Origin of the sequence: Streptomyces sp. NPDC058619 (assembly GCF_042717785.1) — a bacterium.
Taxonomy (GTDB): domain Bacteria; phylum Actinomycetota; class Actinomycetes; order Streptomycetales; family Streptomycetaceae; genus Streptomyces.
In genome coordinates this window covers 240,679-267,502 of sequence record NZ_JBHXQN010000005.1, presented here as the reverse complement: position 1 = coordinate 267,502, position 26,824 = coordinate 240,679, and the positions used below count along the sequence as shown (strand labels likewise).

Below are 26,824 nucleotides of genomic sequence, written 5' to 3'. Positions count from 1 at the left end.
ACCCCCCAGGTCATTCGTTCGACAGAGGGGACACAGTCATACCGGGCCCGGAGGCCAGCGGCCCCATTGCAGGACCACGAAAAACATAACGGGGGCGGGGCGGGTTCCGTCAGAGCGTGCCGATGTCGCTCCGGGGCATGCGGGGCGCACGGCGGGGCGGGGTGCGGCCCGCGAGGAGGACGAGCCGGGCGGCCCGGTGGCGCTGTCCCGCGTACGGGGCGAGGAGCTCCAGCATGGCGGCGTCGTCGGCGTCGCGGTTCCCCGCGAGGGCGTAGCCGATGATGCCGGGCAGGTGGAGGTCGCCGGTCGTGACGGCGTCCGGGTCGCCGTTGCTGCGCTGGAGCGTCTCGGCGGAGGTCCAGGGGCCGATGCCGGGGACCGCCTCCAGCCGGGCGGCGGCAGGACCGGGCTCCATCGCGGCGGCCTCCTCCATGCGGTGCGCGGCGCGGGCGGCCCGGACGATGGTGGCGGAGCGCTTGGCGTCGACCCCGGCCCGGTGCCAGTCCCAGGACGGGATCAGGGCCCAGGTACGGGCGGCGGGCATCACGCGGAGGCCGAGCTCCTGCGGGCCCGGGGCGGGCTCGCCGTACTGGCGCACGAGCCGGCGCCACGCCCGGTAGGCCTCGTCGGCCGTGACCTTCTGCTCCAGGACGGTGGGGATCAGGGACTCCAGGACCAGGCCGGTGCGGGTGAGGCGCAGGCCCGGACGGCGGCGGTGGCTGGCGTGCACGAGCCGGTGGCGGGGGACGAAGGCGGCCGGGTCGTCGCCGGCGCCGAGCAGGGCCGGCAGGTGTTCGAGGATCCAGTCGGCGCCCGGTCCCCAGGCCTCGGCGCCGATCTCCGCGGCGCCGCCCGTGCCCGTACGGGAGACCCGGAGGGTGGCCGGGCCCTGCGGGGTCCGGCTGGCGCGCCACACGGAGCCGTCGGGGGCCGCGCGGAAGGTGGGGTCGCCGGGACCGCGCCGGAGCGGGCCGAGGGTGGTCCCGAGGTCGAGGGGGCCGTCGGGGATCCAGCGGCGCCGCCGGACGGCGCCGCCGGGGGCCGGACCCAGGGCATCCGCCGGACCCGGTGCCGCGCCCGCCGATGCCGGTGCACCCGCCGGTCCCGGTACCGCGTCCGCCGGACCCGGTGCACCCACCGGACCCGGTGCCGCGGGGGCCGGACCCGATGCCTCCGCCCGACCCGGTGCCGCGCCGGGGGGCGCGGGTTGCGCCGCGGGCACGGTGGTGCGGCCGCCGCGGACGGCGGCGCGGGTGAGGGGGTCGAAGCGGCCGGCCATGCCTTCGAGCGTAGCCCTGCGGGGCCGGTCCCCGCCCCGCCCCCTCCCCGCCGACGCGTGGAGCGGGGAGGGGGCCGGGGAACGGCCCCGCGGTCTACGGGCGGCCCTGGAGCCTGGCCGAGGTGGTGCGGGTGGTGGGGAGCTTGCCGTACAGGAGCTTGCCGGGGCACTCCGTCGCGAAGCCGTCCCGGTGGCCGGAGATCACGTTCATCTTCACGCTGCTGCCCTTGGCGTACAGGTTGCCGCCGCCCGACTTCAGGGTCGTCTTCGCCCGCGGGTCCGCGCCGAAGAGGCCGAGCTTCCAGGCCGTGAGGCGGGCCACCGAGTCGACGACCGCCGCCGGAGGGGTCGTGCTGGTGTAGGAGCCGATGACCGCGACGCCCATGCTGTCCGTGTTGAACCCCATGGTGTGCGCGCCGAGGACCGCCTTGGAGACGCCGCCCGCGCGGCCCTCGTAGACCGTGCCGCACTTGTCGACGGCGAAGTTGTAGCCGATGTCGCGCCAGCCGCTGCTGACCACGTGGTAGCGGTACAGGCTGCGCAGCACCGCCGGCGCGTCCTTGCAGGCGTAGTTGTTGCCGGAGGCGCTGTGGTGGACGAAGGCGGCCTTGACGGTGTTCGTGTAGCCGAAGCCGGGCTCGCGCAGCTTCTCGTCCGCGCCCCAGCCCGCACGGGTGACGATCCGCGGGCGCGGGCCGATGTACGGGGCCGCCGCGGCGGTCAGTCCGCCGTCGCTCGCGAAGACCGCGTCGGCGGTGGAGTCGGCCTTGTCGAGCGCGCCGATCTCGGTGGCGCCCAGCTCCGCGTGCGGCAGGTTGGCCGCGGAGGACTCGGCCATCTCCATCGACATGCCGGGCAGCGCATCCCCCTTCTCGTCGCCCCCGGGGCCGGTGTTCTTGCCGTCCGTCCCGCGGACCGGCGCCTCCTCGCCCGGGTCGACGAGTTCGATGCGCAGGCCCGACGGCAGCCGGGCCGGTGCGCGGGTGGCCGGGGTGCCCGGTTCGGCCTGGACCCGGACCTCCACCCCGTCGGACGCGCCGACCCACAGCGGGGCGGTGGCGCCGCGGACGCGGCCCGAGCCGCGTTCCGCCGCGTCGGGGTCGGCGGCGTGCTCGTCGTTGTGGGTCTCCAGGTCCTGCCAGTCGGACCAGGTGGCGGTCGCCGTGGAGCGGGTACGGACCTGGACCCGGCCGTGGAGCGGGGTGGCGGCGTCGTCCCAGACGACGCCGACCAGTGAGAACGTCGTGACCTTGCGGGCTGCCAGGCCCTGCGTCTCGGGGAGGCGGGGCGAGGCGCTCATGCCGGGGACGCCGGGGCTGCGGTCCGCGGCGGGTCCCACGGGGACGAGCGGCAGCGACTGGGTGGACCCGGCGGGTGCCACGGGGGAGACCGCGTCCGGGGACGTGGCGGCCAGGGCCGGAGTAGGGAGCGCGAGGGGCAGGGCCAGTACGGCGGCCGTCGCGACGCCGATCGAGGAAGCAAGGAATCCACGCATGACAAGGATGCTGGGCACCCGCACCGCGCGGCGCCATCCGAGAACTGACGAGCCGTCTGCTCGCCGCCGCGTACCCCTCCCCCGTACGGAGGAGCCGCGGCCCCTCGTACGGGGGACGGGCCCGCGTACCCTGTGCCGGGTGAACGCCACTGACCGCACCCCTGCCGACCTGCTGCGATCCGCGCTCGCCGCCGATCCGGGCCGCCCGCTCGTCACCTTCTACGACGACGCCACGGGCGAGCGCGTCGAATTGTCCGTCGCCACCTTCGCCAATTGGGTGGCCAAGACCGCCAACCTGCTCCAGGGCGACCTGGGGGCCGAGCCCGGCGACCGGCTGGCGCTGCTGCTCCCCGCCCACTGGCAGAGCGCCGTGTGGCTGCTCGCCTGCGCCTCGGTCGGTGTCGTGGCCGAGGTGGGCGGCGATCCCGCCGGCGCCGACCTGGTGGTCAGCGGGCCGGACGCGCTGGAGGAGGCCCGCGCCTGCTCCGGGGAGCGCGTGGCGCTGGCCCTGCGGCCGCTGGGCGGGCGGTTCCCGCAGCCGCCGGCCGGGTTCGCGGACTACGCGGTGGAGGTGCCCGGGCAGGGCGACCGCTTCGCGCCCTTCGTCCCGGTGGACCCGGAGGGGCCCGGGCTGGCCGTCGGCGGCGAGGAGCTCTCGTACGCGCAGCTGACCGACCGCGCCCGCGAGGACGCGGCGAAGCTCGGGCTCGGCGCCGGTTCGCGGGTGCTGACGGGCCTCGGCTACGACACCTGGGAGGGCCTCTCGGCCGGGCTGTACGCGGCCCTGGCGTCCGGCGGCTCCGTGGTGCTGTGCCGGAACCTGGACGCCCTGTCGGCGGACGGCCTGGCCCAGCGGGTCGAGAGCGAGCGCGTCACGCACCGCGTCTGACCGCCGCGTGCGCCGCACCGCGTCTTGCCTGCCGCATTGTCCGCCGCACCGCGTCTGACCTGCCGCGTTTTCCGCCGCCTCCGGCGCTCCGGTCCCGTTCCAAACACGGAGAACGGGCCATTTGTCACCCGGTCGGCCCTTGACAGGACCCCGCCCCCGGGCCGCCCCGGCGTACCGGGGGCAGGATCGGCAATGGCCGCACTCACTCGTACGGCTTGTTGCCGAAGCGGCGACCGGAGCGGCGAGGGGACTGACGCGGGTGACGGACAGCGCAGGCATACCGGGCGGCGCCGGAGCGGGCGGAGGCACTCCCCCGCCTCCGCACGGCCGCAGGCGCCGACTGCTGCGCTGGAGCGGCCTGGGGGCCGCCGCGGTGGTCCTGGCGGGCACGGCCACCGGCTGGTGGCTCTACAACCGGCTCGACGGGAACATCACCGCGGACAGCTCGGCCGAGGCCGAGCTCAGGCGCTACGAGCGCGAGCGCCCGGCGAACTTCGCCACCGGGGCCCAGAACATCCTGCTGATCGGCTCGGACTCCCGCTCCGGCAAGGAGAACGCCCCCTACGGGGCGGACAAGGGCACGCAGCGCTCGGACACCGTGATCCTGCTGCACCTGCCCGCGGACCGGAAGAGCGCCACCGCGGTCTCGATACCCCGGGACCTGATGAGCGACATCCCGTCCTGCCTGAAGCCGGACGGGACCCGCACCACCGCCCAGTACGCGCAGTTCAACTGGTCCTTCGAGTGGGGCGGGGCCGCCTGCACGATCCGTACGGTGGAGAAGCTGACCGGCATCCGCGTCGACCACCACATGGTCGTCGACTTCGGCGGCTTCAAGAGGATGGTCGACGCCGTCGGCGGCGTGGAGGTCTGCCTCGAACAGCCGGTGGCCGACGCGGCCGCCAAGGCGAAGCTGCCCGCCGGACTGCACACGCTGCGGGGCGAGCAGGCCCTCGGCTACGTCCGCGCCCGGCACAGCCTGGGCAACGGCAGCGACACCGAACGGATGCTGCGCCAGCAGCAGTTCCTCGGCTCGCTGGTCAAGAAGGTGCAGAGCAACGGAGTGCTGCTCAATCCGGCCCGCCTGGTCCCGCTGCTGGACGCGGCGACCTCCTCGGTGACCACCGACCCGGGGCTGGCCTCGCTGCGCGGGCTGTACGAACTCGTGCGGGGCGTACGGGACATACCGACGGACCAGGTCAAGTTCCTCACGGTGCCGCGGCGTCCGTACCCGCCCAATCCGAACCGGGACGAATTGGTACAGCCGGACGCGGCCCGGCTGTTCGAGCGGCTGCGCATGGACCGGGCCGTGACGGTGACCCCGCCGAAGCCCGAGGACGCCTCGCAACCGGCCTCCGCGCGGCCGTCCGGCCAGCCCTCCGGGTCCGCCTCGGAGCCCGCCGGGACCTCCACGGGAACCGGAACCGACCCCACCCCCGTCCCCACTTTCACCGGGACCACGGCGGGTCCGGCCGACTGCCGGTAAAGCAATCCCAAAAGCCGGTGACCGAACCGAGCGTGATGGGCGTTTCACCCCGTTATCAGGGAAGTGGAATTTGTCACCAGCATGGTTTGCAGCCGAACCTGACGGATAGGGTGAGCGATCCGGTGCCCGGCCGATTAAGAGGCCACGCACCAGCCGGATCGTTGACCGTGCGCCTGGGGGAGGCGCGTCGCGAGGCACCGACGGAGGATTCGAGCAACCGTGGATGCGCAAAGCCGTGGGCGGGCCGACGAGATCGACCCCGCAGACCAGTGGGTGATCAACCCTCGCACCGGCCACTACGAACTGCGACTGGGCAACTCCGCTGAGCAGCAACAGCGGCAGCGGCCCTCCGTGTCGGCGCCGCGCAGATCCAGATCCGCCACGGCCCCCGCGCCGACCGCCCCCTCCCCCGCCGTCCCGGGTCCGCGGCGCGGCGACGGCCCGCCCGGGCGGCGTACCGGCCGTTCCCGCAAGGGCGGTGGCGGTGGCGGACGCAGGAAGACGCTGGTCATCACCGGCGGGGCCCTGGCGTTCCTGCTGGTCGGCGGTTCGGTGGCGGGGTACCTCTACTACCAGCACCTGAACGGCAACCTCACCGTCACGGACACGGCGGGCGCCGGCACCGGCGGCTTCCGGAAGAACGAGGCCATCAACATCCTCGTCATCGGCACCGACAAGCGCAGCGGCGCCGGCAACGAGGGCTACGGGGACGCGAACAGCGTCGGCCACGCCGACACCACGATCCTGTTCCACGTCGCGAAGGACCGCAGCAACGCGACCGCGCTGTCGATCCCGCGCGACCTGATCACGGACATCCCGTCCTGCCCGACGAAGCAGCCGGACGGGTCGACGAAGGAGGTCGGGGGCACCAAGGGCACCCGCTTCAACAACAGCCTCGGGCAGGAGGGCCGTGACGCGGGCTGCACGATGCGTACGGTCAAGGCCCTCACCGGCATCGAGATCGACAACTTCATGATGGTCGACTTCAACGCCGTGAAGAACCTGAGCACGGCCGTCGGCGGGGTGCCCGTCTGCCTGGAGAAGGCCGTCGACGACAAGGACTCCAAGCTCAAACTGGGCGCGGGCGAACACCGCCTGGCGGGCGAGGAGGCGCTGGCCTTCGTACGGACCCGGCACGCCTTCGGCAACGAGAGCGACCTGGACCGCATCAAGACCCAGCAGGCGTTCCTCAGCTCGATGATGCGCGAGATGAAGTCGAAGGAGACGCTGACCAGCCCGAAGAAGTTCTTCTCGCTGGCCGAGGCCGCCACCAAGTCGCTGACCGTGGACCAGGGTCTGGGATCCATCGACAAGCTCACCGACCTCGCGGGCGAACTGAAGGACATAGACCTCAAGAACGTCACCTTCACCACCCTGCCGGTCCTCGACAACCCGGCCGAGAAGGTCAAGGCGACCGTCGTGCTCAACCAGGGGCTGGCCGATCCGCTGTTGCAGATGATCCGGGGGGACGTCTCGCTCACGGAGGTCGAGAAGAAGGAGGCCGCCGCGAAGGACGCGGCCGACGCGGACGCGAAGGCCAAGCAGGACGCCCTGCTCCAGGGCGGCCGGGCGGCCGCCGCCGACGTACGGGTGGACGTGTACAACGGGGGCGGGCCCAAGGGCGCGGCCTCCACCACCCTGAACTGGCTGCAGAACACCAAGGGCGTCTCCAAGAGCAGCAACCGCGGCAACGCGCCCGCGAAGCTCGGCGCCACCCAGCTGGAGTACGCGCCCAACCAGGCCGACCAGGCCCGGGCGCTCGCGGACCTGCTGGGCCTCCCTGCGACCGCCATGAAGGTGGGCACGGCGGACGCGGCGGCGAGGGCCCCGATGAAGCTGACGCTGGGGCCGGACTTCAAGGAGCCGGGCACCCCGCTGGCGTCGGCGGCGCCGCAGCAGCTGCCGGAGGACGTCCAGCGCACCGAGGCGGACAAGGCGGTCTGCGTGAAATGACGGACCACGGCCGGTAGGACCGGCACCACACGAAGCACGAGAGGATCTTGATGGGGGGACGCGTGAGGCACAGCAGCGTGCGGGGGGAGGGGGCGACCGCTCAGACCACCGGTGACGCATCCGGCGGCACACACGACGGCATATCCGACGGCACGGCCGACGGCACGGCCGACGGCACATCCGGCGACGGTACGGGCGCCACCGGCGCGGTGCCGCCGCCGCGGGACGGCTCCCGGGCCGCCCGGCGGTCGGCCGACGGCAAGCGGGCCGCGGACGGCAGGCGTGCGGCCGCCGGACGGCGGGGGCGGCGGCGCGTGCTGCGCTGGACGGCCTCCGTACTGTCCCTGCTCATACTCGGGACGGCGGCGGGCGGGTACCTCTACTACCGCCACCTGAACGGCAGCATCCAGACCGACGCGCTCAACCTCGGCGAGAACAAACTGGGCGGCTCCAAGCCCAACGCCTTCGGCCAGACCCCGCTGAACATCCTGCTCATCGGCTCCGACGCGCGCAACGACGCGGCGAACCAGGCCCTCGGCGGCGGCACCGAGACCTTCGACGGCCCGCCCCTCGCGGACGTGCAGATGCTGCTGCACCTGTCCGCGGACCGCAGCAACATGTCCGTGGTGTCGATGCCCCGCGACACGATCCTGACGATGCCCAAGTGCACCGAGCCGGGCGGCAAGGTGCACGAGGCCAGCAAGGGACTCGTCCAGACCAACGAGTCCCTCAGCCGCGGCGGACCGGGCTGCACGGTGGCCACCTGGGCGGAACTGACGAAGATCCCCATCGATCACTTCATGATGATCGACTTCAAGGGCGTGGTCTCCATGGCGGACGCCATCGGCGGCGTCCCGGTCTGCGTCGAGCAGAACGTGCACTCCCTCACCCGCGACGGCAAGGGCTCCGGCCTGAAGCTGCCGAAGGGCGTGAGCGTCATCCAGGGCCAGCAGGCCCTCCAGTGGCTGCGCACCCGCTACGGCTTCGAGGACGGCACCGACATCGGCCGCACCCACGCCCAGCACCAGTACATGAACTCGATGGCCCGCGAGTTCCGCAAGAACGCCAAGCTCACCAACCCGGTGAAGCTCAACAGCCTGGCTCAGGCAGCCATCGACGCCATGGTCGTGGACACCGGCCTGAACAAGATAGACAAGCTGTACGACCTCAGCATGGAGCTGAAGAAGGTCCCGCCGGGCCGGATCACCATGACCACCATGCCGTGGGTCTACAGCAACCGGCCCGGGATGGACGGACGGGTCGAGCCCAAGTCGGGCGAGGCCGAGGACCTGTTCCGGATGGTCCGCGAGGACATCGCGCTCGACGGCAAGGGCTCCGGCACCCCCGCGGACCCCGCCGCCTCCCCGTCGGCCGCCACCGGCACCCCGGCAACCCCCTCGGCCCCGCCGGCCACCGCCGCGCCCGAGCCGCCCGCGAAGACCGCGGTCGGCGTCCGCAACGCCACCGGCGGCAAGGACGGCTCCCAGGCTCCGGCCCGGAACCGGGCGCGCGACGTCACCGCCCTGCTGGCCGCCAAGGGCTACACCAAGGCCACCGCCGAGAACCGCACCGGCGCCGAGGACGTGACCGTGGTCCGCTTCAACTCCGCGGAGCAGGCGGGCAGTGCCACCGCCCTGGCGACCGCGCTCGGACTGCCGGCCTCCTCGGTGCAGAAGTCCGACGAGGTGTCCGGGATCGTCCTGTTCGTCGGCAAGGACTGGCAGACCGGCGACATACCGACCCCGCCGCCGCCCGCCCCGACGAAGGCGCCGGACTCCGCCCGCCCGCTCAACGGCGACAACGACCAGGCCTGCATGCCGATCCAGCCCGGCTTCACCTGGTAGCCGCGTACGTACGGAAGGGGCCCGGCGACTGTGTGGTCACAGCCGCCGGGCCCCTTCGTCGTGCCGGTCCGGGTACGGGTCAGACCTGCGAGGCGTCGCGCCGGACCGCCGGGCGGCGGGTCGCGATCACCCGCTTCGCCAGCGCGCGCGGGCTCGTCAGGAAGCCGAAGCCCCAGCACAGGTGCATGGTGGCGAGGGCCACCGGGATCTGCGCCCGGGCCTTCAGCGGGAGGCCGCGGCCCGCCGGGACCGCGCCGGCGACGATGCCCGCGAGGTAGCCGGCCGGGACGGCGAAGGCCCAGGGGGTGACGGCCGCGCCGACGACCACGCTCGCCGCGAGGGCGCAGACGAGGGTCGGCGGGGCGAGGTAGCGCGGGTTGATGGAGCCCGCGTGGTAGCGGGCCACCACGTGGCGCCAGCGCCCGTAGTCCTTGTACTGCTTGGCCAGGGCCCGTACGGAACGCCGCGGGCGGTACTGGACCTTCAGCTCCGGCGAGAACCAGATCAGGCCGCCAGCCTCGCGGATGCGGAAGTTCAGCTCCCAGTCCTGGGCGCGGATGAACTCCTCGTTGTACCCGCCCTGCTGTTCCAGCGCCTCGCGGCGGAAGACGCCGAGGTAGACGGTCTCGGCGGGTCCGGCCCCGCCGCCCGTGTGGAAGGGCGCGTTGCCGACGCCGATCCGTGAGGTCATCGCCGCGGCGACGGCCTCCTCCCAAGGGTTCTCGCCCTCGGCGTGCATGATGCCGCCGACGTTCTGCGCGCCCGTCTCGTCGAGGAGGCGGACGGCGGTGGCGATGTAGTTCGGGGAGAGCATGCCGTGACCGTCGACGCGCACCACGATGGGGTGGCGCGAGGCCTTGATGGCGGCGTTGAGGGCCGCCGGCGTCCGGCCGGTGGGGTTCGGGACGGTGTGGACGCGCGGATCCTCCGCGACGAGTGCGGCGGCGATCTCGTCGGTGCGGTCCGTGGACGGCCCGAGGGCGATCACCACCTCCATCTCGCCCGCGTACTCCTGCTCCAGGATGTGGCGGACGGAATCGCGGAGGTAGTGCTCCTCGTCGAGCACCGGCATGATCACCGAGACTGCGGGCTGCTGGGCGGGCATGTCGTCCTTCAAGGTCGGGTATCGGTGTCACGTTACCGCGTACGGGGGAACCGGGTGCGCGCCGAGTGAGCGGTACGGACAGAGGCTGATCATATGGGCCTACTGTTCTGCCGAATCAGACGGAACTGCCGACCGTCCCCTGCTGTCCCCGCGGAGGTGTCCACCGTGCCCGAACCGCACCGTCCCACCCGTCCCGCCAGGCCGCCCGAGCCGCAGCGCGCGCGGCGCGGAGCCGGCGGCGGCCCGGCCCGGCACCGCGGTGACCGGCCCCGGTGGGGGGTGCGGCTGGCGGCCAGCCTGTCGGTGGTGGTGCTGGGCTCCGGAGCCGTCGGGCACGCCGTGATGACCGGTCTGGACACCGGGATCGAGCGGGTGGACCCGTTCAAGGACATGAAGAACCGCCCCCAGGCGGGGCACGGCATGAACTTCCTGCTGGTCGGCACCGACGGCCGCGAGAAGATCACCCCGGAGGAGAAGCGCGAGTACCGCCTCGGCGGCGCGCCCTGCCACTGCACCGACACGATCATGCTGGTGCACCTGTCGGCGGACCGGGAGCGGGCCAGCGTGATCAGCCTGCCCCGCGACAGCTACGCCGAGGTGCCCGCGCACCAGGACCTGGTCACGGGCAAGGCCCACAAGCCGCACCCGGTGAAGCTGAACGCGGCGTACGCGGAGGGCGGGCCCAACCTGACCGTGCGGACCGTGGAGAACATGACCCGGGTGAAGATCGACCACTACCTGGAGGTCGACTTCACCAGCTTCATGAGGACGGTCGACGCGATGGGCGGCGTGGAGATCTGCACCGCCAAGACCATGCGCGACACCTACACCGGCCTGGACCTGCTGCCCGGCACCCACCGGCTCACCGGCGGCCAGGCCCTGCAGTACGTGCGCTCGCGCCACATCGACGGGGCGTCCGACCTCGGCCGGATGCAGCGCCAGCAGCGGTTCATCGCCGCCCTGATCAAGCAGGCGACCGGCGGTGGGGTGCTGTTGAACCCGGTCAAGTTCAAGCAGGTCAGCTCCACCCTGCTCGGCTCGGTCCGGGCCGACACCGGCTTCGGTTCGGAGCAGATGCTCGCGCTCGGCCAGGCCATGCGGGACTTCACCCCGTCCTCGTCGGAGTTCGCCTCGGTGCCGATCGGCAGCCCCTCGTACCGGGTCAAGGGAATCGGCTCGACCGTGAAGTGGGACGAGGCGAAGGCGGCCAAGCTGTTCCAGGCGGTACGGGAGGACCGGCCGCTGGCCCCCGTCCGTCCGGGCCCGGGCCACGGCCGGCCGGCGTCCGTGCCGGTGGACGTGCCCCCGCAGCAGGTCCGGGTCCAGGTGGAGAACGGGACGCGGATCGACGGCCTGGGCGGCCGGGTGGACGCGGCCCTGCGCGCCACCGGCTTCGACACCACGCGGGCCCCGGGCAACGGCGCCAGCCGCGAGGTCAAGCGCACGGTGATCACGTACGACCCGCGCTGGGACCGCTCCGCCCGTACGGTGTCCACGGCCCTGCCGGGCAGCGAGCTGCGGGCGGTGCCGGGGCAGGGGCGGACCGTGGTGGTGATCGCGGGCGCGGACTACCGAAAGGTGGTCGCGGTGCGCGCGGAGGACCCGTACCAGGGCGGGGCGACCGGGGCGGTCACCGGCGACCAGGTGGTCTGCGGCACGTAGGCCGGGGGCGGGTGGGCGGCGGCGGGCCGCCGACGGGCGGGCAGCGGCGGCCGGTCGCCGACGGGTTGGGCGGCGGTCAGTCGTCGAAGCCCTGTGCCGCCCGCTCCTCGCGCAGGGCCGTGATCGCCTGACGGCGGGCGAGCCGGTGGGTGCGGCGGATCTGGGCCTCCTGGTAGCGCCGCTCGTCGCGCTCGGTCTCCGGGAGCACCGGCGGCACCGTGCGGGGCTTGCCCTCGGCGTCGACCGCCGCGAACACGAGGTAGGCGCTGCCGACCTGGGTGGCGGGGGTGGACTCGTTCCACCGCTCCGCCAGGACCCGTACGCCGATCTCCATCGAGGAGCGGCCGGTCCAGTTGCACTGGGCCTTCACGTGGACGAGGTCGCCGACCCGGACCGGGGCCAGGAAGGCCATCTCGTCCATGGACGCGGTGACCGCGGGGCCCCCGGAGTGGCGGCCGGCGACGGCTCCGGCCGCGTCGTCCACCAGCTTCATGATCACGCCGCCGTGCACGGTGCCGAGGAGGTTGGTGTCGTTCGCGGTCATGATGTGGCTGAGGGTGGTCCGGGAAGCCGCGGTCGGCTTCCCCGGCAGCTCGACCGGTATGTCTGTCATACGGATACCTTAGTTGGGTACCGGAGGCATCAGCTCTGCAACAGCACCGGTACGGAACGCCACCCGGGCTGTCGGACGACACGCCCGGGCGTGCATCCTAGGGCGCATGAATGACTGGCCAGCAGGGTGGAACGGCGAGCGCGACGAGCGCGACCGCCGTGACGACGGGTACGGACGCGGCAGCGCCCAGGCGCAGCCCGAGGGCGCGCAGCGGATGCGGCACGTCCAGCGGCAGCAGCCCCCGCGCCCGGCGGTCCCGCCGCCCGGCCGGCGGCCCGGGACTCCGGCGCCCCCCGTACCGGGTGTGCCCCCGCAGCACGCACAGGGCCACGACACCTACGGCGGCTTCGACAGCGGCTACAACACCGGTCAGGTCTACGGCTCGCCGGCCGGACCCGCGGGGCCCGGCGGGCCGCCGCAGCCGCCGTCGGGGCCCGGCCGCCCCGGGCGGGCCCCCGGCCCGGCCCCGGACTGGCGCAGGCGGATCAAGGTCGGCTCGATCGTGCTGGTCTCCGCGCTGCTGGTGACGACGGTCGCCACCTACTTCTGGGCCGACTCCAAGGTGCGCCGGGAGGTGGACCTCTCCAAGGTGATCGAGCGGCCGAAGGAGGGGGACTGCACGACGTACCTGATCGTGGGCTCCGACAGCCGCGAGGGCATGTCCGCCGAGGAGAAGAAGAAGCTCCACACGGGCTCGGCCGAGGGCAAGCGCACCGACTCGATGATGATCCTGGCGAAGTGCTCCAGCGGGAACACGATGATCTCGCTGCCGCGTGACTCGGACGTGGAGATCCCCTCGTTCGTGGGGTCCCAGTCGGGCAAGAAGTTCGCGGGCGAGGGGCGGCGGGTCAAGCTCAACGCGGCGTACGCGGAGGACGGTCCGGAGCTGCTCGTACGGACGGTGGAGCACAACACCGGCCTGCGCATCGACCACTACGCGGAGATCGGCTTCGCCGGCTTCGCGAACATCGTGGACGCGCTGGGCGGGGTGGAGCTCGACATCGAGAAGGCCTTCAAGGACGAGAAGTCGGGCGCCGACTTCCAGGCCGGCAAGCAGACGCTGAACGGCGAGCAGTCGCTGGCGTTCGTACGGACCCGGTACGCCTTCGCCGAGTCGGACCTCCAGCGGACGAAGAACCAGCAGAAGTTCCTGTCGGCGCTCGCGAGCCAGGCGGCGACGCCGGGGACGGTCCTCAACCCGTTCTCGCTCTACCCGATGCTGGGCGCGGGCCTGGACACGCTGATCGTGGACCAGGACATGGGCCTGTGGGACATGGGTCAGATGTTCTTCGCGATGAAGGGCGTCAACGGCGGTGACGGCGTCTCGATGAACATGCCGATCTCGGGGCAGCGCGGCGGGAACCTCGTCTGGGACAAGGCGAAGGTGCAGCAGCTGGTGAAGCAGATCCAGAACGACGAGAAGGTCACCGTCCGCGGCCAGTGAGCGGTGCTCGGCCGGCCGGGTGACGGCGGGAGGGGGCGGCGGGAGATCCCGCCGCCCCCTCCCGTGCGTCGGGGGCCCGGGGTCGGGGGCCGGGGTCGGTCAGGAGTCGGAGGAGAAACGGATCGCGGCGGCGGGCAGCTCGGCGCCGCACCACACGCGGACGCCGGCGCGGAGCTCGTTGTCGGCGCCGACGACGGCGTCGTCGCCGATGACCGCGCTGTCGAGCACGCTGCGGGGGCCGACCGAGGCCCCGGCGCCGATCAGGCTGGCGCTGACCTGTGCGTCCGCGCCGATGACCGCCCCGTCCAGCACGATGGAGCCCTCGACGACCGCCCCGGCCTCGATGCGGGCGCCGGCGCCCACGACGGTGCCCCCCGACAGCTTCGCACCGGCGGCGACCTCGGCGCCGGGCAGCACCAGGGACTCGCCGCGGCGCCCGGGGACGGCCGGGGAGGAGACCACGCCGCGGACCAGGTCGGCAGAGGCCTGGACGATGGCCTCCGGCTTGCCGAGGTCCATCCAGTACGTGTTCTCGGTGACCCCGTGGAGCTTGGCCCCCGCGGCGAGGAGGCCGGGGAAGGTCTCGCGCTCGACGGAGACGGGCCGGCCGGCCGGGATGGAGTCGATGACGCTGCGGCGGAAGACGTAGCAGCCGGCGTTGATCTGGTCGGTGATGATCTCTTCCGGGGTCTGCGGCTTCTCGGTGAAGGCCAGCACCCGCCCCTCGGAGTCGGTGGGGACCAGACCGAAGGCGCGCGGGTCCTCGACCTGCACGAGGTGCAGGGAGACGTCCGCGTCGGCCGACTCGTGCGAGGCGACGAGCCCGGCGATGTCCAGGCCGGTGAGGATGTCGCCGTTGAAGACGAGGACGGAGGAGTCCGGGCCGCCCGTCAGGCGCTGCGCGGCGTTGCGGATGGCCCCGCCGGTGCCCAGGGGCTCGTCCTCGACCACGTACTCGAGGGTGATGCCGAACTCCGAGCCGTCGCCGAAGTACGGCTCGAAGACCTCGGCGAGGTAGCAGGTGGCCATCACGATGTGCGTGACGCCCGCGGCGGTGGCCCTGGCTATCTGGTGGGCGAGGAACGGGACGCCGGCCGTGGGGACCATCGGCTTGGGCGTGTTCACGGTCACGGGACGCAGGCGCGTTCCTTGGCCTCCGACCAGCAGGATCGCTTCCGTCATTGCGTTCTCCCCAACCGATTCCTGCGTGCGAAGGTCCAAATTTAGCCCATGCGGAGGTCATGCCACGGCCGGAGGCGGTTACGCCCGTCCGCGCGCGCACTCGTACCGCTGAACCGCCCGCTGTGTCCCCAAATGCCAGCCCGCCTCCCTCCGGACGGCCGGCCTGCCGGAGGCCTCTCCCGTACGGGGACGGGTGTGACCGGTTCGGCTACGCGGCCGGGCGGTACGGCAGCGTGGCCCAGGTCCGGGTACCGCCGCCGGGTTCCCGGGCCGGGCCGAAGTCCCAGTCCCCCTCACAGTCCCGGACCAGGGCGGCGAGGACCCGCAGGTACCCTCGCCGCCTCGCCTCGCACAGACCGGCGAGGCGCGGGTGGGGGTGCGGCCCGTGGGCGTCGTAGACGATCAGGCGGAGCGAGTCGTCCCGGTACCGGAGCGAGAGGTACAGCCCGTTTCCCGGGCTGCTGTGCCGGCCGGCGGCCATGAGTTCGCCGGTCGCCTGGGCGGCGGCCGGCACGAGCCCCTCCAAGCGGTGGGTCCGGAGCACGGACGCGACGGTCCGCCGCGCGACGGCGGCGCTGTAGGGCTCCCCGGGGAGGGTGAGGCTGTAGCTGAGCGCATGGGGGGGAGGGTGCCCCGTACGGGGTGGGCGGCGGGCCCTGCCGAACAGGTCGTGAGAGTTCCGGACATCGCTGACTCCTTGCGGTGTGCGGGAGCCGTGGCCTGTCGGTCCGCCAGCGGCGGGGCAGGGCGAACCGGCGCACTTCAACTCCCTTGCGTGAGCGTTGCATTACGAAGGGTAGGTTATGCAGAGATTCCGATGAAGGAAAGCGTGGTCGAGATCCCCATGGAACTTATCCGGAAGGCCATCCGTGATCAGCTCATCTAGAAACCTGACGGAGTGCTTCGACACGTTCGAGCGGGAAGCCTTCCGCCTCGAAATCCTCGACGAGTACAACATCCCTGCGAGTGCCGAAAACTTGAGGTCGTTCCTTGCGGGCGAGCCCCAGCCAGCCGAATACAACGCCGGCTGGGTTGAAACCGTTCGTGCTGCGACACAAATGGGTAAGCGGATGTATCGGGTGCACATCCTCGCCCGTCCGCTCACGGACTATCTCCGATATGAACTCGGGTGGGGATACGTAAAGAACATGACGGGTGGGGAAGAGTTCTTCATCCTCGACATCACGGAGCAGCCGAACCCTTTGGAAGGGGTACCAGACTTCTGGATGTTTGACGAGACGTCACCTGTCGTCATGAACTACGACGAAACCGGAGCTTTCATCGGGCCCGAGTTTCTCGCTGACGATCGAGCGGCGGAGTTCATCGGGCATCGGGATGCGGCTCTCGCTCATGCTGAGCCGTTTTCCGAATGGTGGGCCAAGCACGGCGAGTGAATAAGACAGAACTGGGGGCAGCGCTGCGGGCATTGCGGCAGGCATCCGGAAAGGAAGCCAAGGCCGTGGCCCGCAGCGCTGTCATGTCTACGGCCAAGCTGTCGAAGATTGAGAACGGCCGAGTGGCGCCAAGTGTTGCAGACGTAGACCGCATTCTTTCGGCTGTTGATGTGTCGGCGGACATCAAGGCCAAGTACATGGCTGTAGCTCGCGCGCAGGCAACGGAAGCCACGGCATGGCGCCTGTACCGACGGCTAGGGTTCCACCGGAAGCAAGAGCAGATCCGGGCACTGGAGCAGTCCATGAGCCTGCTGTGCCTATTCCAACCGTCACTGGTTCCCGGCCTGTTGCAAACCCCTGAGTACGTAAGGGCCGTACTTCAAGGGAAGGGCCTGGGATAGGAGCAGTTGTCCCGGACCATCGGAGCGCGGATCGAAAGACAACGGATTCTCTACGACACCGGTAAGACCTTGCGCTTCATCCTGACGGAACCTGTCCTACGTTGGCGCATTCTTCCCGCACCCATGCTGGCGGGTCAGGTGGACCGAATTATTTCCGTCTCGCGTTTGCCCAACGTAGACATTCGAGTCGTCCCCCTTAACGCTGCGCAGACAGATGTACCGGGGCATTCTTTCGTGATTCGTGATGGCCGAGTGGTCACTGTGGAAACGACCCACGCAGAAATGGTCGTGACTGACCCCCGAGACGTAGCCCTGTACGTAGACAAGTTCGAGCGGTTTTCCAGCGTGGCGCTTTCCGGTAGCGACATGCGTGCCATGCTCGAAGGCATCCGGGACGAGCTTTTACGCGAACAGGAAACCAGCTAGTACTCGGCCTCGCCCCCAGCCACCATTAGCTGTCGATTCTCGGAGACAGCGGCGAAGGGGTGCGCGATGGCAACCAAGGCGGACACGTTCGAGTACGCGCCCATAGTCGTCTACTGGCACAACCGTTGCATCCACACGGGCGGGGCGCGCCGATGACCCGCTCGGTCATCCGGCACGCAGAGCACCGGATCGTCAGAGACCCGGAGACCTCGCCCATCGTGCTTGCGAGTTGCCTCTACGCGGGATGCGGTTGGGCTGCCGTTCCCGGCCCCGACGTGGCCGGGGTGGATCGGCAGTGCATGACGCACACGGGCCTGAATGCCGGTCACGGTCGCTTTCTTCGAGGGTTCGAGGACATCGCCCTCGTTCACCGGGTCGACACGACCTGACACAGGCCCACGCCCCGCCGGGGCGGGCAGCAAGACCCGTCGACAGAAGGAGTCGCACGATGACGACCATGGTGGAAAGCACCGTCGCCTTACGGCACGGGCGGGACTTCGTCAGCCCCGAGCTGTTCGGGCGGCTGGCCGCGTTCTGCGCGGACGAATACGGCCTTGAGCGGGTCGTGGCCGATCGCGTGATGGATCAGGCCATCGCCTTCGTGTACGTCCTGGGCAGCCAGAAGGCGTACGACATGGCGCCCAGTGAGCGGGTGGACCCCGGCTGGCACTCGTTCATGCTCCACACCCAGGAGTACGCCGCCTGGTGTCAGGAGCGGTTCGGCCACTTCGTCCACCACGCCCCGAACGCCAAGGTGCGGACGCGCGGGCTGATGGTGTCCGTGGCCGACCGGCTCAGGACCGCCGGGTTCTTCGTCGACGCCCGCCTGTGGGGCACCGCAGCCGAGTGCAACCAGCCGGCCTGCTGCGGCGACGGCGACGGCTGCTGACTCGCTGGCTCGCCGACCCGCCCCGGCACACGGATCACAAAGTGATCCGCTCGTACGAAGCAGGGCCCGGACACGTCACAGGTGCCCGGTCCCTGCCCTGACCGAAGGTACCGCCCATGCCGTCTGATGAGGGTCTGACCGGGAGCGGCAGGGTCACCGTATTCGCCCTGTTCGGCGTGGTCTTCGGATATGCCACGCACCACCTGGACGGCCGGCGAATCGGAGAGGTGGCCATCGTCGGCCCGCTGACTCCCGGGATCGAGTGGCCGCGCCTGTGGCAGATGGCCCGCAGCTGTGAACGGCCCACGGCCGGCGAGACCGAGTTGGCCCGATGGGTGCTCACTCAAGCCACCCGGGCCCTGGTGTGCGGCAGCGACCGCATCGCACAGTTCCAAGAACAGGGCTGGAAGTTGGAGCCGGGTGGGAAGCGCGTCCGCTTCGGTGCGACGTACGCCAACCGTGACCAGCTCTGGACGGGGAACCTGGCTGTCGAAGGGCTGCTTCCGGACCAGGTGGCGGAGCGCCCCGCGCTCTACAGCGCCTGACCGCAGTGGGCCTGGCTCGCAGCAGCCTTTTACGGTCTACGAAAGGCCCCCGGCATCACGCCGGGGGCCTCGTCGTTCGGGCCTGAACGGACCAGAGGCCGATCCCGCTTCCCGGATCACCCGAGAAGGTTTCTGACCTGCGAAAACACTGCTACGGCAGGTTCCTCGCCATGACGATGCGCTGAACCTGGTTCGTGCCTTCATAAATCTGCGTGATCTTCGCGTCGCGCATCATGCGCTCCACCGGGTAGTCGCGGGTGTACCCGTAGCCGCCGAGGAGCTGGACGGCGTCCGTGGTGACCTCCATCGCGACGTCGGAGGCGAAGCACTTGGCCGCGGCGCCGAAGAAGGTCAGGTCCTCGTGGGGGCCGCCGGAGGAGACGCGCTCCGAGCGGGCGGCCGCCGAGTAGGTCAGCTGGCGGGCGGCCTCGATCTTCATGGCCATGTCCGCGAGCATGAACTGCACGCCCTGGAAGTCGCCGATCGGCTTGCCGAACTGCTTGCGCTCCTGGACGTAGCCCTTGGCGTAGTCCAGGGCGCCCTGGGCGATGCCGAGCGCCTGGGCGGCGATGGTGATGCGGGTGTGGTCCAGGGTCTTCATCGCGGTGGCGAATCCGGTGCCCTCGGCGCCGATCATGCGGTCGGCCGGGATGCGGACGTTGTCGAGGTAGACCTCGCGCGTCGGGGAGCCCTTGATGCCGAGCTTCTTCTCCGGGGCGCCGAAGGACACGCCCTCGTCGCCCTTCTCCACGACGAAGGCGCTGATGCCCTTGGAGCGCTTCTCGGGGTCGGTCACGGCCATGACCGTGTAGTACTCGGAGACGCCCGCGTTGGTGATCCAGCGCTTGACGCCGTTGAGGACCCAGAAGTCCCCGTCGCGCACGGCGCGGGTCTTCATGCCGGCGGCGTCGGAGCCGGCGTCCGGCTCGGAGAGGGCGTACGAGAACATCGCGTCGCCCTTGGCCAGCGGGCCGAGGTACTTGGCCTTGAGCTCCTCGGACCCGGACAGGATCACCGGGAGCGAGCCGAGCTTGTTCACGGCCGGGATCAGGGAGGAGGACGCGCAGACGCGCGCCACCTCCTCGATCACGATCACGGTGGCGAGGGCGTCGGCGCCCGCGCCGCCGTAGGTCTCGGGCACGTGGACGGCGTGCAGGTCGCTGGCGACCAGGGCGTCGAGGGCCTCCTGCGGGAAGCGGGACTCCTCGTCGACCGCGGCGGCGAACGGCAGGATCTTCGCCTCGGCGAGCGAGCGGACCGACTCACGGAGCATGTCGTGCTCCTCGGCCGGGCGGTACAGGTCGAAGTCGGCAGAACCCGCCAAGACTCTCACTCCCCAAAGGTGATGCGTGATGCTAACTACCGTTAAGTAACCCAAGCTTAGTGTCCGGTGTCCGGATGGCGATATGGACCGCCTACGTGAGTTGCGTGACAGCGGGGGCCCCTCCTGGGGAACGTCGCCCCTGCCGGGCCCGACTATGCTCAGTGGCCGCAAACGGCCCCGCACCTCTGGAGCACCCATGGCCCCCCTCAGGATCACTGTGATCGGCACCGGTTACCTCGGCGCCACGCACGCCGCGGCGATGGCGGAGCTGGGGTTCGAGGTGCTGGGGCTGGACGTGGTTCCAGAGAAGATCGCGATGCTGGCGGCGGGCCGGGTGCCGATGTACGAGCCCGGGCTGGAGAAGCTCCTCGCGGCGCACGTCGCCGGGCTGCCGGGCTCCACGGGGCGGCTGCGGTTCACCACCTCCTGGGAGGAGGTCGGCGCGTTCGGCGACGTCCACTTCGTGTGCGTGAACACTCCGCAGAAGCACGGCGAGTACGCCTGCGACATGTCCTACGTGGACGCCGCGATGGCCTCGCTCGCCCCGCACCTGACGCGCCCGGTGCTGGTGGTCGGCAAGTCCACGGTGCCGGTGGGCTCGGCGGAACGCCTCGCGGCCAAGCTCGTGGAGCTGGCTCCGGCGGGCGCGGACGTGGAGCTGGCGTGGAACCCGGAGTTCCTGCGCGAGGGCTTCGCCGTGCAGGACACCCTGCACCCGGACCGGATCGTGATCGGCGTCCAGGGCGAGCGCGGCGAGAAGCTGCTGCGCGAGGTGTACGAGACGCCGATGTCGGAGGGGACCCCCCTGGTCATCACCGACTTCCCGACCGCCGAACTGGTCAAGACGGCCGCCAACTCCTTCCTCGCGACCAAGATCTCCTTCATCAACGCGATGGCGGAGGTCTGCGAGGCGGCCGGCGGCGACGTGGTGAAGCTGGCGGAGGCCATCGGCCACGACGACCGGATCGGCAAGAAGTTCCTGCGGGCCGGCATCGGCTTCGGCGGCGGCTGCCTGCCCAAGGACATCCGGGCCTTCATGGCGCGGGCCGGAGAGCTGGGGGCCGACCAGGCGCTGACCTTCCTGCGCGAGGTCGACTCCATCAACATGCGGCGCCGCGGACACATGGTGGAGCTGGCGCGCGACGCGGTCGGCGGCTCGTTCCTCGGCAAGCGGGTCGCCGTGCTCGGCGCCACGTTCAAGCCCGACTCGGACGACGTCCGCGACTCCCCCGCGCTGAACGTGGCCGGGCAGATCCACCTCCAGGGCGGCCAGGTCACCGTCTACGACCCCAAGGGCATGGACAACGCGCGGCGGGTCTTCCCCACCCTCGGGTACGCCGACTCCGCGCTCGCGGCGGCCCGCGGTGCGGAGGTGGTCCTGCACCTGACCGAGTGGCGCGAGTTCCGCGACCTCGACCCGGCCGAGCTGGCCTCGGTCGTCACCGACCCGCTCGTCCTGGACGGCCGCAACGCCCTGGACCCCGAGCGCTGGCGCGCGGCCGGCTGGACCTACCGCGCGATGGGCCGCCCCCGCGCGTAGGCGGCCTCCGGCGGCGCGGTGCACGCCGCCCCCGGCCGCGGTGCACGCCGCCCCCGGCGCGGCCCGTCAGCCGCGGGCGCGGTAGGTGCGCATCTTGGCGCGGCTGCCGCAGACCGACATGCTGCACCAGCGGCCGCGGCCCGCCGGGCTGCGGTCGTAGTACGCCCACCGGCAGTCGTCCGCCGCGCAGGCCTTCAGCCGGGGCCAGGTGCCGTCCGCGGCCGCCCCGGCGACGGCCTCGGCGACCCCCGACGTGAGGGACGGCTCCCCCGCGGGGACCAGGGCGGCGGCGCCGTCCGCGTCGACGCGGACGGTCAGCGGGGCCGCGGCGAGCAGCTGGTTCAGCCGGTCGGCCGCGCCGGCCGGGAACGCGTGGCCCGCGTGCGCCAGCAGGGCGTCGCGCAGGGCTTCGCGGAGTTCCGCCGCGTCCGCGAGGGCCGCGCCGGACAGGCCGAACTCGGCCGCGAGGCGGTCGTCGCCCGTGTCCACGCTCAGCGTGTTGACGAGTCGTTCCACCAGGGCGAGCCCGCCGGGTGCCGGTGCGCGTCCAGTCATGGATACGACGTTACCTCTTGGCTTCGACAAGAGGTAACGCGTAGGGTGTGGTTACTGCTTGCAGCCATTTACCGGTAACCGCTAGGAGAGAACCATGGCCGTCGCCACGCTCGGCACCGTCGTCCTCGACTGTCCCGACCCGTCCGCCCTCGCCACCTTCTACGCCGGCCTGCTGGGCGGCACGCCCAGCTCCGGGGACGACACCTGGGTGGACCTGGAGGGCCACGCGGGCACCCCGCTGGCCTTCCAGCTGGCCCCCGGCCACGTCCCGCCGAAGTGGCCGGCGCCGGAGGGCTCGCAGCAGTTCCACCTGGACCTGACCGTGGAGGACCTCGACGCGGCGGAGGAGCGCATCCTCGCCCTGGGGGCCGTGCCCCTGGACACCGGCGACCGTGACCGGGGCTGGCGGGTCTACGCCGACCCGGCCGGGCACCCGGTCTGCCTCTGCGCCGGATAGGGCCCGGTTCCCCCGGAGGGCTCTGCCCTAGGGCGACGGCCGGCGGTGCTGGGCGGCGCGGGCCGTGAACTCCGCGTCGCGCACCACCCGCTGTACGTTGCCCCAGGTCAGCAGGGCGAGGTCGGTCTCCGGCCAGCCCCGCTCCAGCAGTTCGGCGATCAGCCTCGGGTAGCCCGAGGGGTCCGTGAGGCCCGCCGGGCGGGGGCGGCCCGGTTCGCTGCCGAAGGCGGCGCCGAGCCCGACGGCGTGCGGGCCCGAGACGGCCCGTACGTGGTCCACGTGGTCCGCCACCGCGTGCAGGGAGTCCCCGGTGCGCGCGGGGTCGAAGGTGACCATCGCCAGCCCGTTCGCCCCCCGCAGCGCGAGCAGGACCTCGTCGGTCACGTTGCCCGGGTGCGGGTTCAGCGCGGCCGCCGCCGTGTTCGAGATGATGACCGGCGCCTTGGAGGCCCCGGCCACCTGGCAGGCGGTCGCCGGCGGGCAGTCGGTGAGGTCCAGGAGCACCGCCAGCCGGTTGGCCTCCCGGACCACCTCGTGGCCGAAGGCCGTCAGCCCGTCCTGCGCCCAGGGCGCCCCGGCGGGCGCGAGGAGGCGTACGCCCAGCGCGTGGAACGCGCGCAGCGCGCCGAGCGAGTCGGTCAGCGTGCGGCCGGGGACGGGGCCTAGGAACGAGGCGATCCGGTTTCTGTTGCGGGCGTCGGCCATGTCGTCGGCGGTCAGGCCGAGGAGGAGGCTGTCGGGGTAGCCGCGCACCAGGGTCAGCGCGATGTCGATCTGCTCCAGGGTGTCGGAGACGACCCGGTCGGTGTCCGCGGCCCCGTCAGGGCCGTCAGGGCCGTCAGGCGGTACGAGCAGGGACCAGAACTGGGCCCCCACTCCCCCCTCACGCAGCCGCGGGATGTCGGTGTCCACGCCGGCGTCGGGGGTGCCGATGTCGTGGTACGGGCTGTGGCGCAGCGTCCGCACGAGCGTGTTGCACCCGTCCGCGACGGGGTGCACGGACAGCAGCGCGGCGGCCCGGTCCAGGGCTCCGGGCACCGCCGTGGGAACCGCGGGAAGCGGCGGAGCCGGGAGGTGCTCCGCTCCGATGCCCACGGAGTGGGGTTCATCCTGCAGGTCGGCCATGGCGTTCGCTCCGGTCTCGGAGGCAGCGGGGAGAGGTGGTGCCACCGTGACATGCGGGACGCCCGGGCCGCCCGGCGGATGCGGCGTTCGGGTGTAACCGGCAGGTCACACCAGGTCACCGCACCCGCCGGACGCAGGCGTCACGCGCCCGCCGGGCCCGTGTCCGCCGGCGGGATCACCGCGTTCGACGGGCCCCGGGTCTGCGCGAGGCCGCGCGCCACCGATTCCGCGTCGCGCAGCGCCCGTACCGCGTTGGACCAGGTCAGCTTCGCCAGGTCGGCCTTCGACCAGCCGCGGTCCAGCAGTTCCGCGACCAGGTTCGGGTAGCCCGCCACGTCGTCCAGTCCGGACGGGGTGAAGGCCGTGCCGTCGTAGTCCCCGCCGATGCCGATGTGGTCGATCCCGGCCACCGCGCGCATGTGGTCCAGGTGGTCCGCGACCGTGGCGGCCGTGGCCACCGGGCGCGGGCGCTCCGCCTCGAAGGCGCGGTGCAGGGCCATCGCCGCGGGCGTGGTGTCGAGGTGGTGGAAGCCGTGGGACCTCAGGTTCGCGTCCGCGGCCAGGGTCCACTCGACGGCGGCCGGGAGGATGAACTTCGGAACGAAGGTGGCCATCGCTACCCCGCCGTTCGCGGGCAGCAGCGCCAGCACGTCGTCGGGGACGTTGCGCGGGTGGTCGCAGACGGCCCGCGCGGAGGAGTGCGAGAAGACCACCGGGGCGGCCGAGACGGCGAGCGCGTCGCGCATCGTCGTGGCGGCCACGTGGGAGAGGTCGACCAGCATGCCGACGCGGTTCATCTCGCGGACGACCTCGCGGCCGAAGTCGCTGAGGCCTCCGTGCCGGGGCTCGTCGGTCGCCGAGTCGGCCCAGTCGATGGTGTCGTTGTGCGTGAGCGTCATGTACCGCACGCCCAGCCGGTGCAGGGCCCGCAGGGTGGCGAGCGAGTTGTTGATGGAGTGCCCGCCCTCGGCTCCCATCAGCGAGGCGATCCGGCCGTCGGCGCGGGCCGCCTCCATGTCGTCGGCCGTCAGCGCCCGCACCAGGTCGCCGGGGTAGCGGTCGATCAGCTGGGCGACGGCGTCGATCTGCTCCAGGGTGGCGCTGACCGCCTCGTCGCCCGCGTAGTCGGAGCGCACGTACACCGACCAGAACTGCGCCCCGACCCCGCCGGCGCGCAGCCGGGGGATGTCGGTGTGCAGGTGGGCGGACTGGTCGTCCGCGATGTCCCGTCGCGCCAGGTCGTAGCGCACCTGCTCGCGCAGCGCCCAGGGCAGGTCGTTGTGGCCGTCGACGACGGGGTGCTCGGCCAGCAGCTCGCGCGCCTCGTCCAGGCGCTGCGCGGCGCTCACTTGCCGAATCCGAAGGCGTCCGCTCCCGCGACCTTCGCCCGCAGCCGCTTGCCCTTGTCGGTGGCCTGGTCGTTCAGCTCCTGCTGGAACTCCCGCATCCGGCCCAGCAGCTCCGGGTCGTGGGCGGCGAGCATCCGTACGGCGAGCAGCCCGGCGTTGCGCGCGCCGGCGACCGAGACGGTGGCGACGGGGACCCCGGCGGGCATCTGGACGATCGACAGCAGCGAGTCCATGCCGTCGAGGTACTTCAGCGGTACCGGCACGCCGATGACCGGCAGCGGGGTGACGGAGGCGAGCATGCCGGGCAGGTGGGCGGCCCCGCCCGCGCCGGCGATGATCGCCTTCAGGCCGCGTCCGGCGGCCTGCTCCCCGTACGCGACCATCTCGCGCGGCATCCGGTGCGCGGAGACGACGTCGACCTCGTAGGGGATCTCGAACTCGTCCAGGGCCTGGGCGGCGGCCTCCATGACGGGCCAGTCGGAGTCGGAGCCCATGACGATGCCGACGACGGGACCAGCGGCGGAGGTGCTCATTCGGTGACCGTTCCTCTGAGGTAGTCGGCAGCGTGGCGTGCGCGCTCCAGCACGTCGTCCAGGTCGTCGCCGTAGGTGTTGACGTGGCCGACCTTGCGTCCGGGCTTCACGTCCTTGCCGTACATGTGGATCTTCAGCTGCGGGTCGTGGGCCATGCAGTGCAGGTACGCCGCGTACATGTCGGGGAAGTCCCCGCCGAGCACGTTCGCCATGACCGTCCAGCGGGCGCGGGGGCGCGGGTCGCCCAGCGGGAGGTCCAGGACCGCGCGCACGTGGTTGGCGAACTGGGAGGTGATCGCGCCGTCCTGGGTCCAGTGGCCGCTGTTGTGCGGGCGCATGGCCAGTTCGTTGACGAGGATGCGGCCGTCGGTGGTCTCGAACAGCTCCACGGCCAGGTGGCCGGTCACGCCGAGTTCCCCGGCGATGCGCAGGGCGAGGGTCTGGGCCTCGCCCGCGAGCTCTTCGGAGAGGTTCGGGGCGGGGGCGATCACCGTGTCGCAGACCCCGTCCACCTGGACGGACTCCACGACGGGGTAGGCCACCGCCTGGCCGTGCGGGGAGCGGACGATGTTGGCCGCGAGCTCGCGGACGTACTCGACCTTCTCCTCCGCGAGGACCGGGACGCCCGCCTTGAACGGGGCTTCCGCGTCCGCGGGCGTGCGGACGAACCACACGCCCTTGCCGTCGTACCCGCCGCGCACCGTCTTGAGGATGACGGGGAAGCCGCCCACCTCGTCCGCGAAGGCCGCCGCGTCCGCCGGATCGCGCACGATCCGGTGGCGGGGGCTCGGCGCGCCGATCTCGTCGAGCCTGGCGCGCATCACCCCCTTGTCCTGGGCGTGCACCAACGCGTCGGGCCCCGGGCGGACGGGGATGCCGTCCGCTTCCAGGACCCGGAGGTGCTCGGTGGGCACGTGCTCGTGATCGAACGTGATCACGTCGCAGCCGCGCGCGAAGGCGCGCAGTGTCTCCAGATCGCGATAGTCGCCGATGACGACGTCGCTCACGACCTGGGCCGCCGAGTCCTGTGGGGTGTCACTGAGGATCTTGAATCTGATGCCGAGGGGGATGCCCGCCTCGTGGGTCATGCGGGCGAGCTGTCCGCCGCCGACCATGCCGACTACCGGGAACGTCACGCCTCCAGGGTATCCGGCGGTATTCGGCCACCGGGACCCGCATGGGCGCGCGCCCGGCGCGGACCGGGCGGTGTGCCGTGCGTCGCACGGTGCGGGAAGGCACAGACGGGCCGCGGGGGCGACACTTAACATGGCCGGGTCGGCGGCAGAGCCGACGGTAGAGAACCGGACGCCCCGCGCGGGGCGGTGACCGACAGG

The 26,824-nt window shown here is 72.0% G+C and carries 23 protein-coding genes and 1 pseudogene; 12 read left to right on the top strand and 12 right to left on the bottom strand.

Annotated features, from left to right (window positions below):
* Window positions 1–109: 109 nt before the first annotated feature.
* Together ACFWTC_RS08160 and ACFWTC_RS08155 are read right to left on the bottom strand one after the other, a co-directional pair.
* Window positions 110–1,279 carry a DNA-3-methyladenine glycosylase family protein gene (locus ACFWTC_RS08160; protein WP_383920815.1) on the bottom strand — a complete coding sequence of 390 codons (1,170 nt, stop codon included), beginning with the start codon at window positions 1,277–1,279 and terminating at the stop codon, window positions 110–112.
* A 94-nt stretch (window positions 1,280–1,373) separates the two neighbouring features.
* Window positions 1,374–2,774, bottom strand: a complete 1,401-nt coding sequence (locus ACFWTC_RS08155; protein ID WP_383920812.1) for a peptidoglycan recognition protein — start codon at window positions 2,772–2,774, stop codon at window positions 1,374–1,376.
* A gap of 139 nt (window positions 2,775–2,913) precedes the next feature.
* Between ACFWTC_RS08155 and ACFWTC_RS08150 the strand changes: the two genes are divergently transcribed.
* The 4 genes from ACFWTC_RS08150 (at window position 2,914) to ACFWTC_RS08135 (ending at window position 8,946) form a co-directional block, all read left to right on the top strand.
* The gene (locus ACFWTC_RS08150) at window positions 2,914–3,663 is read left to right on the top strand and encodes a TIGR03089 family protein (protein WP_383920809.1); all 750 of its coding nucleotides are present in this window, start codon (window positions 2,914–2,916) and stop codon (window positions 3,661–3,663) included.
* A gap of 259 nt (window positions 3,664–3,922) precedes the next feature.
* The gene (locus ACFWTC_RS08145; protein ID WP_384027124.1) at window positions 3,923–5,149 is read left to right on the top strand and encodes an LCP family protein; all 1,227 of its coding nucleotides are present in this window, start codon (window positions 3,923–3,925) and stop codon (window positions 5,147–5,149) included.
* A gap of 219 nt (window positions 5,150–5,368) precedes the next feature.
* The gene (locus tag ACFWTC_RS08140; protein ID WP_384027126.1) at window positions 5,369–7,102 is read left to right on the top strand and encodes an LCP family protein; all 1,734 of its coding nucleotides are present in this window, start codon (window positions 5,369–5,371) and stop codon (window positions 7,100–7,102) included.
* 50 nt (window positions 7,103–7,152) lie between these two features.
* Window positions 7,153–8,946: an LCP family protein gene (locus ACFWTC_RS08135; RefSeq protein ID WP_384027128.1), complete on the top strand. Its 1,794-nt coding sequence runs from the start codon at window positions 7,153–7,155 to the stop codon at window positions 8,944–8,946.
* Window positions 8,947–9,025: 79 nt separating this feature from the next.
* Here the strand turns inward: ACFWTC_RS08135 and ACFWTC_RS08130 are convergent, their stop codons facing one another.
* Complete coding sequence (locus ACFWTC_RS08130) at window positions 9,026–10,051, bottom strand: glycosyltransferase family 2 protein (RefSeq protein ID WP_384027130.1); 1,026 nt, start codon at window positions 10,049–10,051, stop codon at window positions 9,026–9,028.
* A 279-nt stretch (window positions 10,052–10,330) separates the two neighbouring features.
* On the opposite strand from ACFWTC_RS08130, the gene ACFWTC_RS08125 reads away from it, so the two are divergent.
* Window positions 10,331–11,713 (top strand): LCP family protein, encoded by a 1,383-nt coding sequence (locus tag ACFWTC_RS08125; protein ID WP_384027256.1) that lies wholly within the window; start codon window positions 10,331–10,333, stop codon window positions 11,711–11,713.
* Between the two features lie 76 nt (window positions 11,714–11,789).
* On the opposite strand, the gene ACFWTC_RS08120 is transcribed toward ACFWTC_RS08125, so the two are convergent.
* On the bottom strand, window positions 11,790–12,326 hold the full coding sequence (locus ACFWTC_RS08120; protein ID WP_383920793.1) for an acyl-CoA thioesterase: 537 nt from the start codon (window positions 12,324–12,326) through the stop codon (window positions 11,790–11,792).
* A 106-nt stretch (window positions 12,327–12,432) separates the two neighbouring features.
* Here ACFWTC_RS08120 and ACFWTC_RS08115 point away from each other — a divergent pair, with 106 nt between their 5' ends.
* Window positions 12,433–13,770 (top strand): LCP family protein, encoded by a 1,338-nt coding sequence (locus tag ACFWTC_RS08115; RefSeq protein ID WP_384027131.1) that lies wholly within the window; start codon window positions 12,433–12,435, stop codon window positions 13,768–13,770.
* Window positions 13,771–13,869: 99 nt separating this feature from the next.
* Here ACFWTC_RS08115 and ACFWTC_RS08110 read toward each other — a convergent pair whose 3' ends face one another.
* The gene (locus ACFWTC_RS08110) at window positions 13,870–14,952 is read right to left on the bottom strand and encodes a sugar phosphate nucleotidyltransferase (RefSeq protein WP_383920788.1); all 1,083 of its coding nucleotides are present in this window, start codon (window positions 14,950–14,952) and stop codon (window positions 13,870–13,872) included.
* A gap of 208 nt (window positions 14,953–15,160) precedes the next feature.
* Window positions 15,161–15,496, bottom strand: a complete 336-nt coding sequence (locus tag ACFWTC_RS08105) for a hypothetical protein (RefSeq protein ID WP_383920785.1) — start codon at window positions 15,494–15,496, stop codon at window positions 15,161–15,163.
* Between the two features lie 325 nt (window positions 15,497–15,821).
* Between ACFWTC_RS08105 and ACFWTC_RS08100 the strand changes: the two genes are divergently transcribed.
* The 4 genes and pseudogenes from ACFWTC_RS08100 (at window position 15,822) to ACFWTC_RS08085 (ending at window position 18,607) form a co-directional block, all read left to right on the top strand.
* Entirely contained in the window at window positions 15,822–16,346 is a 525-nt protein-coding gene (locus tag ACFWTC_RS08100) for a DUF6879 family protein (protein WP_384027133.1), read from the top strand.
* Window positions 16,343–17,173: pseudogene (locus ACFWTC_RS08095) on the top strand (helix-turn-helix domain-containing protein). The gene ACFWTC_RS08100 and the pseudogene ACFWTC_RS08095 overlap by 4 nt, the downstream one beginning before the upstream one ends.
* A 448-nt stretch (window positions 17,174–17,621) precedes the next feature.
* The gene (locus ACFWTC_RS08090; protein ID WP_384027135.1) at window positions 17,622–18,062 is read left to right on the top strand and encodes a glycine-rich domain-containing protein; all 441 of its coding nucleotides are present in this window, start codon (window positions 17,622–17,624) and stop codon (window positions 18,060–18,062) included.
* 116 nt (window positions 18,063–18,178) lie between these two features.
* Window positions 18,179–18,607, top strand: a complete 429-nt coding sequence (locus ACFWTC_RS08085) for a hypothetical protein (protein WP_384027137.1) — start codon at window positions 18,179–18,181, stop codon at window positions 18,605–18,607.
* Between the two features lie 151 nt (window positions 18,608–18,758).
* Here ACFWTC_RS08085 and ACFWTC_RS08080 read toward each other — a convergent pair whose 3' ends face one another.
* Window positions 18,759–19,931 (bottom strand): acyl-CoA dehydrogenase family protein, encoded by a 1,173-nt coding sequence (locus tag ACFWTC_RS08080; protein WP_267721870.1) that lies wholly within the window; start codon window positions 19,929–19,931, stop codon window positions 18,759–18,761.
* 196 nt (window positions 19,932–20,127) lie between these two features.
* Here ACFWTC_RS08080 and ACFWTC_RS08075 point away from each other — a divergent pair, with 196 nt between their 5' ends.
* On the top strand, window positions 20,128–21,471 hold the full coding sequence (locus ACFWTC_RS08075) for a UDP-glucose dehydrogenase family protein (protein ID WP_383920761.1): 1,344 nt from the start codon (window positions 20,128–20,130) through the stop codon (window positions 21,469–21,471).
* 66 nt (window positions 21,472–21,537) lie between these two features.
* Here the strand turns inward: ACFWTC_RS08075 and ACFWTC_RS08070 are convergent, their stop codons facing one another.
* The gene (locus ACFWTC_RS08070; protein ID WP_383920758.1) at window positions 21,538–22,026 is read right to left on the bottom strand and encodes a CGNR zinc finger domain-containing protein; all 489 of its coding nucleotides are present in this window, start codon (window positions 22,024–22,026) and stop codon (window positions 21,538–21,540) included.
* A gap of 94 nt (window positions 22,027–22,120) precedes the next feature.
* Between ACFWTC_RS08070 and ACFWTC_RS08065 the strand changes: the two genes are divergently transcribed.
* The gene (locus ACFWTC_RS08065; protein ID WP_384027139.1) at window positions 22,121–22,483 is read left to right on the top strand and encodes a VOC family protein; all 363 of its coding nucleotides are present in this window, start codon (window positions 22,121–22,123) and stop codon (window positions 22,481–22,483) included.
* Window positions 22,484–22,510: 27 nt separating this feature from the next.
* Here ACFWTC_RS08065 and ACFWTC_RS08060 read toward each other — a convergent pair whose 3' ends face one another.
* The 4 genes from ACFWTC_RS08060 to ACFWTC_RS08045 all read right to left on the bottom strand — a co-directional run bounded on the left by ACFWTC_RS08060 (window position 22,511) and on the right by ACFWTC_RS08045 (window position 26,626).
* Window positions 22,511–23,608: a membrane dipeptidase gene (locus tag ACFWTC_RS08060; protein ID WP_384027141.1), complete on the bottom strand. Its 1,098-nt coding sequence runs from the start codon at window positions 23,606–23,608 to the stop codon at window positions 22,511–22,513.
* Window positions 23,609–23,748: 140 nt separating this feature from the next.
* Window positions 23,749–24,957 carry a dipeptidase gene (locus ACFWTC_RS08055; protein ID WP_383920749.1) on the bottom strand — a complete coding sequence of 403 codons (1,209 nt, stop codon included), beginning with the start codon at window positions 24,955–24,957 and terminating at the stop codon, window positions 23,749–23,751.
* Window positions 24,954–25,490: a 5-(carboxyamino)imidazole ribonucleotide mutase gene (gene purE / locus ACFWTC_RS08050; protein ID WP_383920746.1), complete on the bottom strand. Its 537-nt coding sequence runs from the start codon at window positions 25,488–25,490 to the stop codon at window positions 24,954–24,956. Before purE ends, ACFWTC_RS08055 begins: the two co-directional genes overlap by 4 nt.
* Window positions 25,487–26,626 (bottom strand): 5-(carboxyamino)imidazole ribonucleotide synthase, encoded by a 1,140-nt coding sequence (locus ACFWTC_RS08045; protein ID WP_384027142.1) that lies wholly within the window; start codon window positions 26,624–26,626, stop codon window positions 25,487–25,489. Before ACFWTC_RS08045 ends, purE begins: the two co-directional genes overlap by 4 nt.
* Window positions 26,627–26,824: the final 198 nt, after the last annotated feature.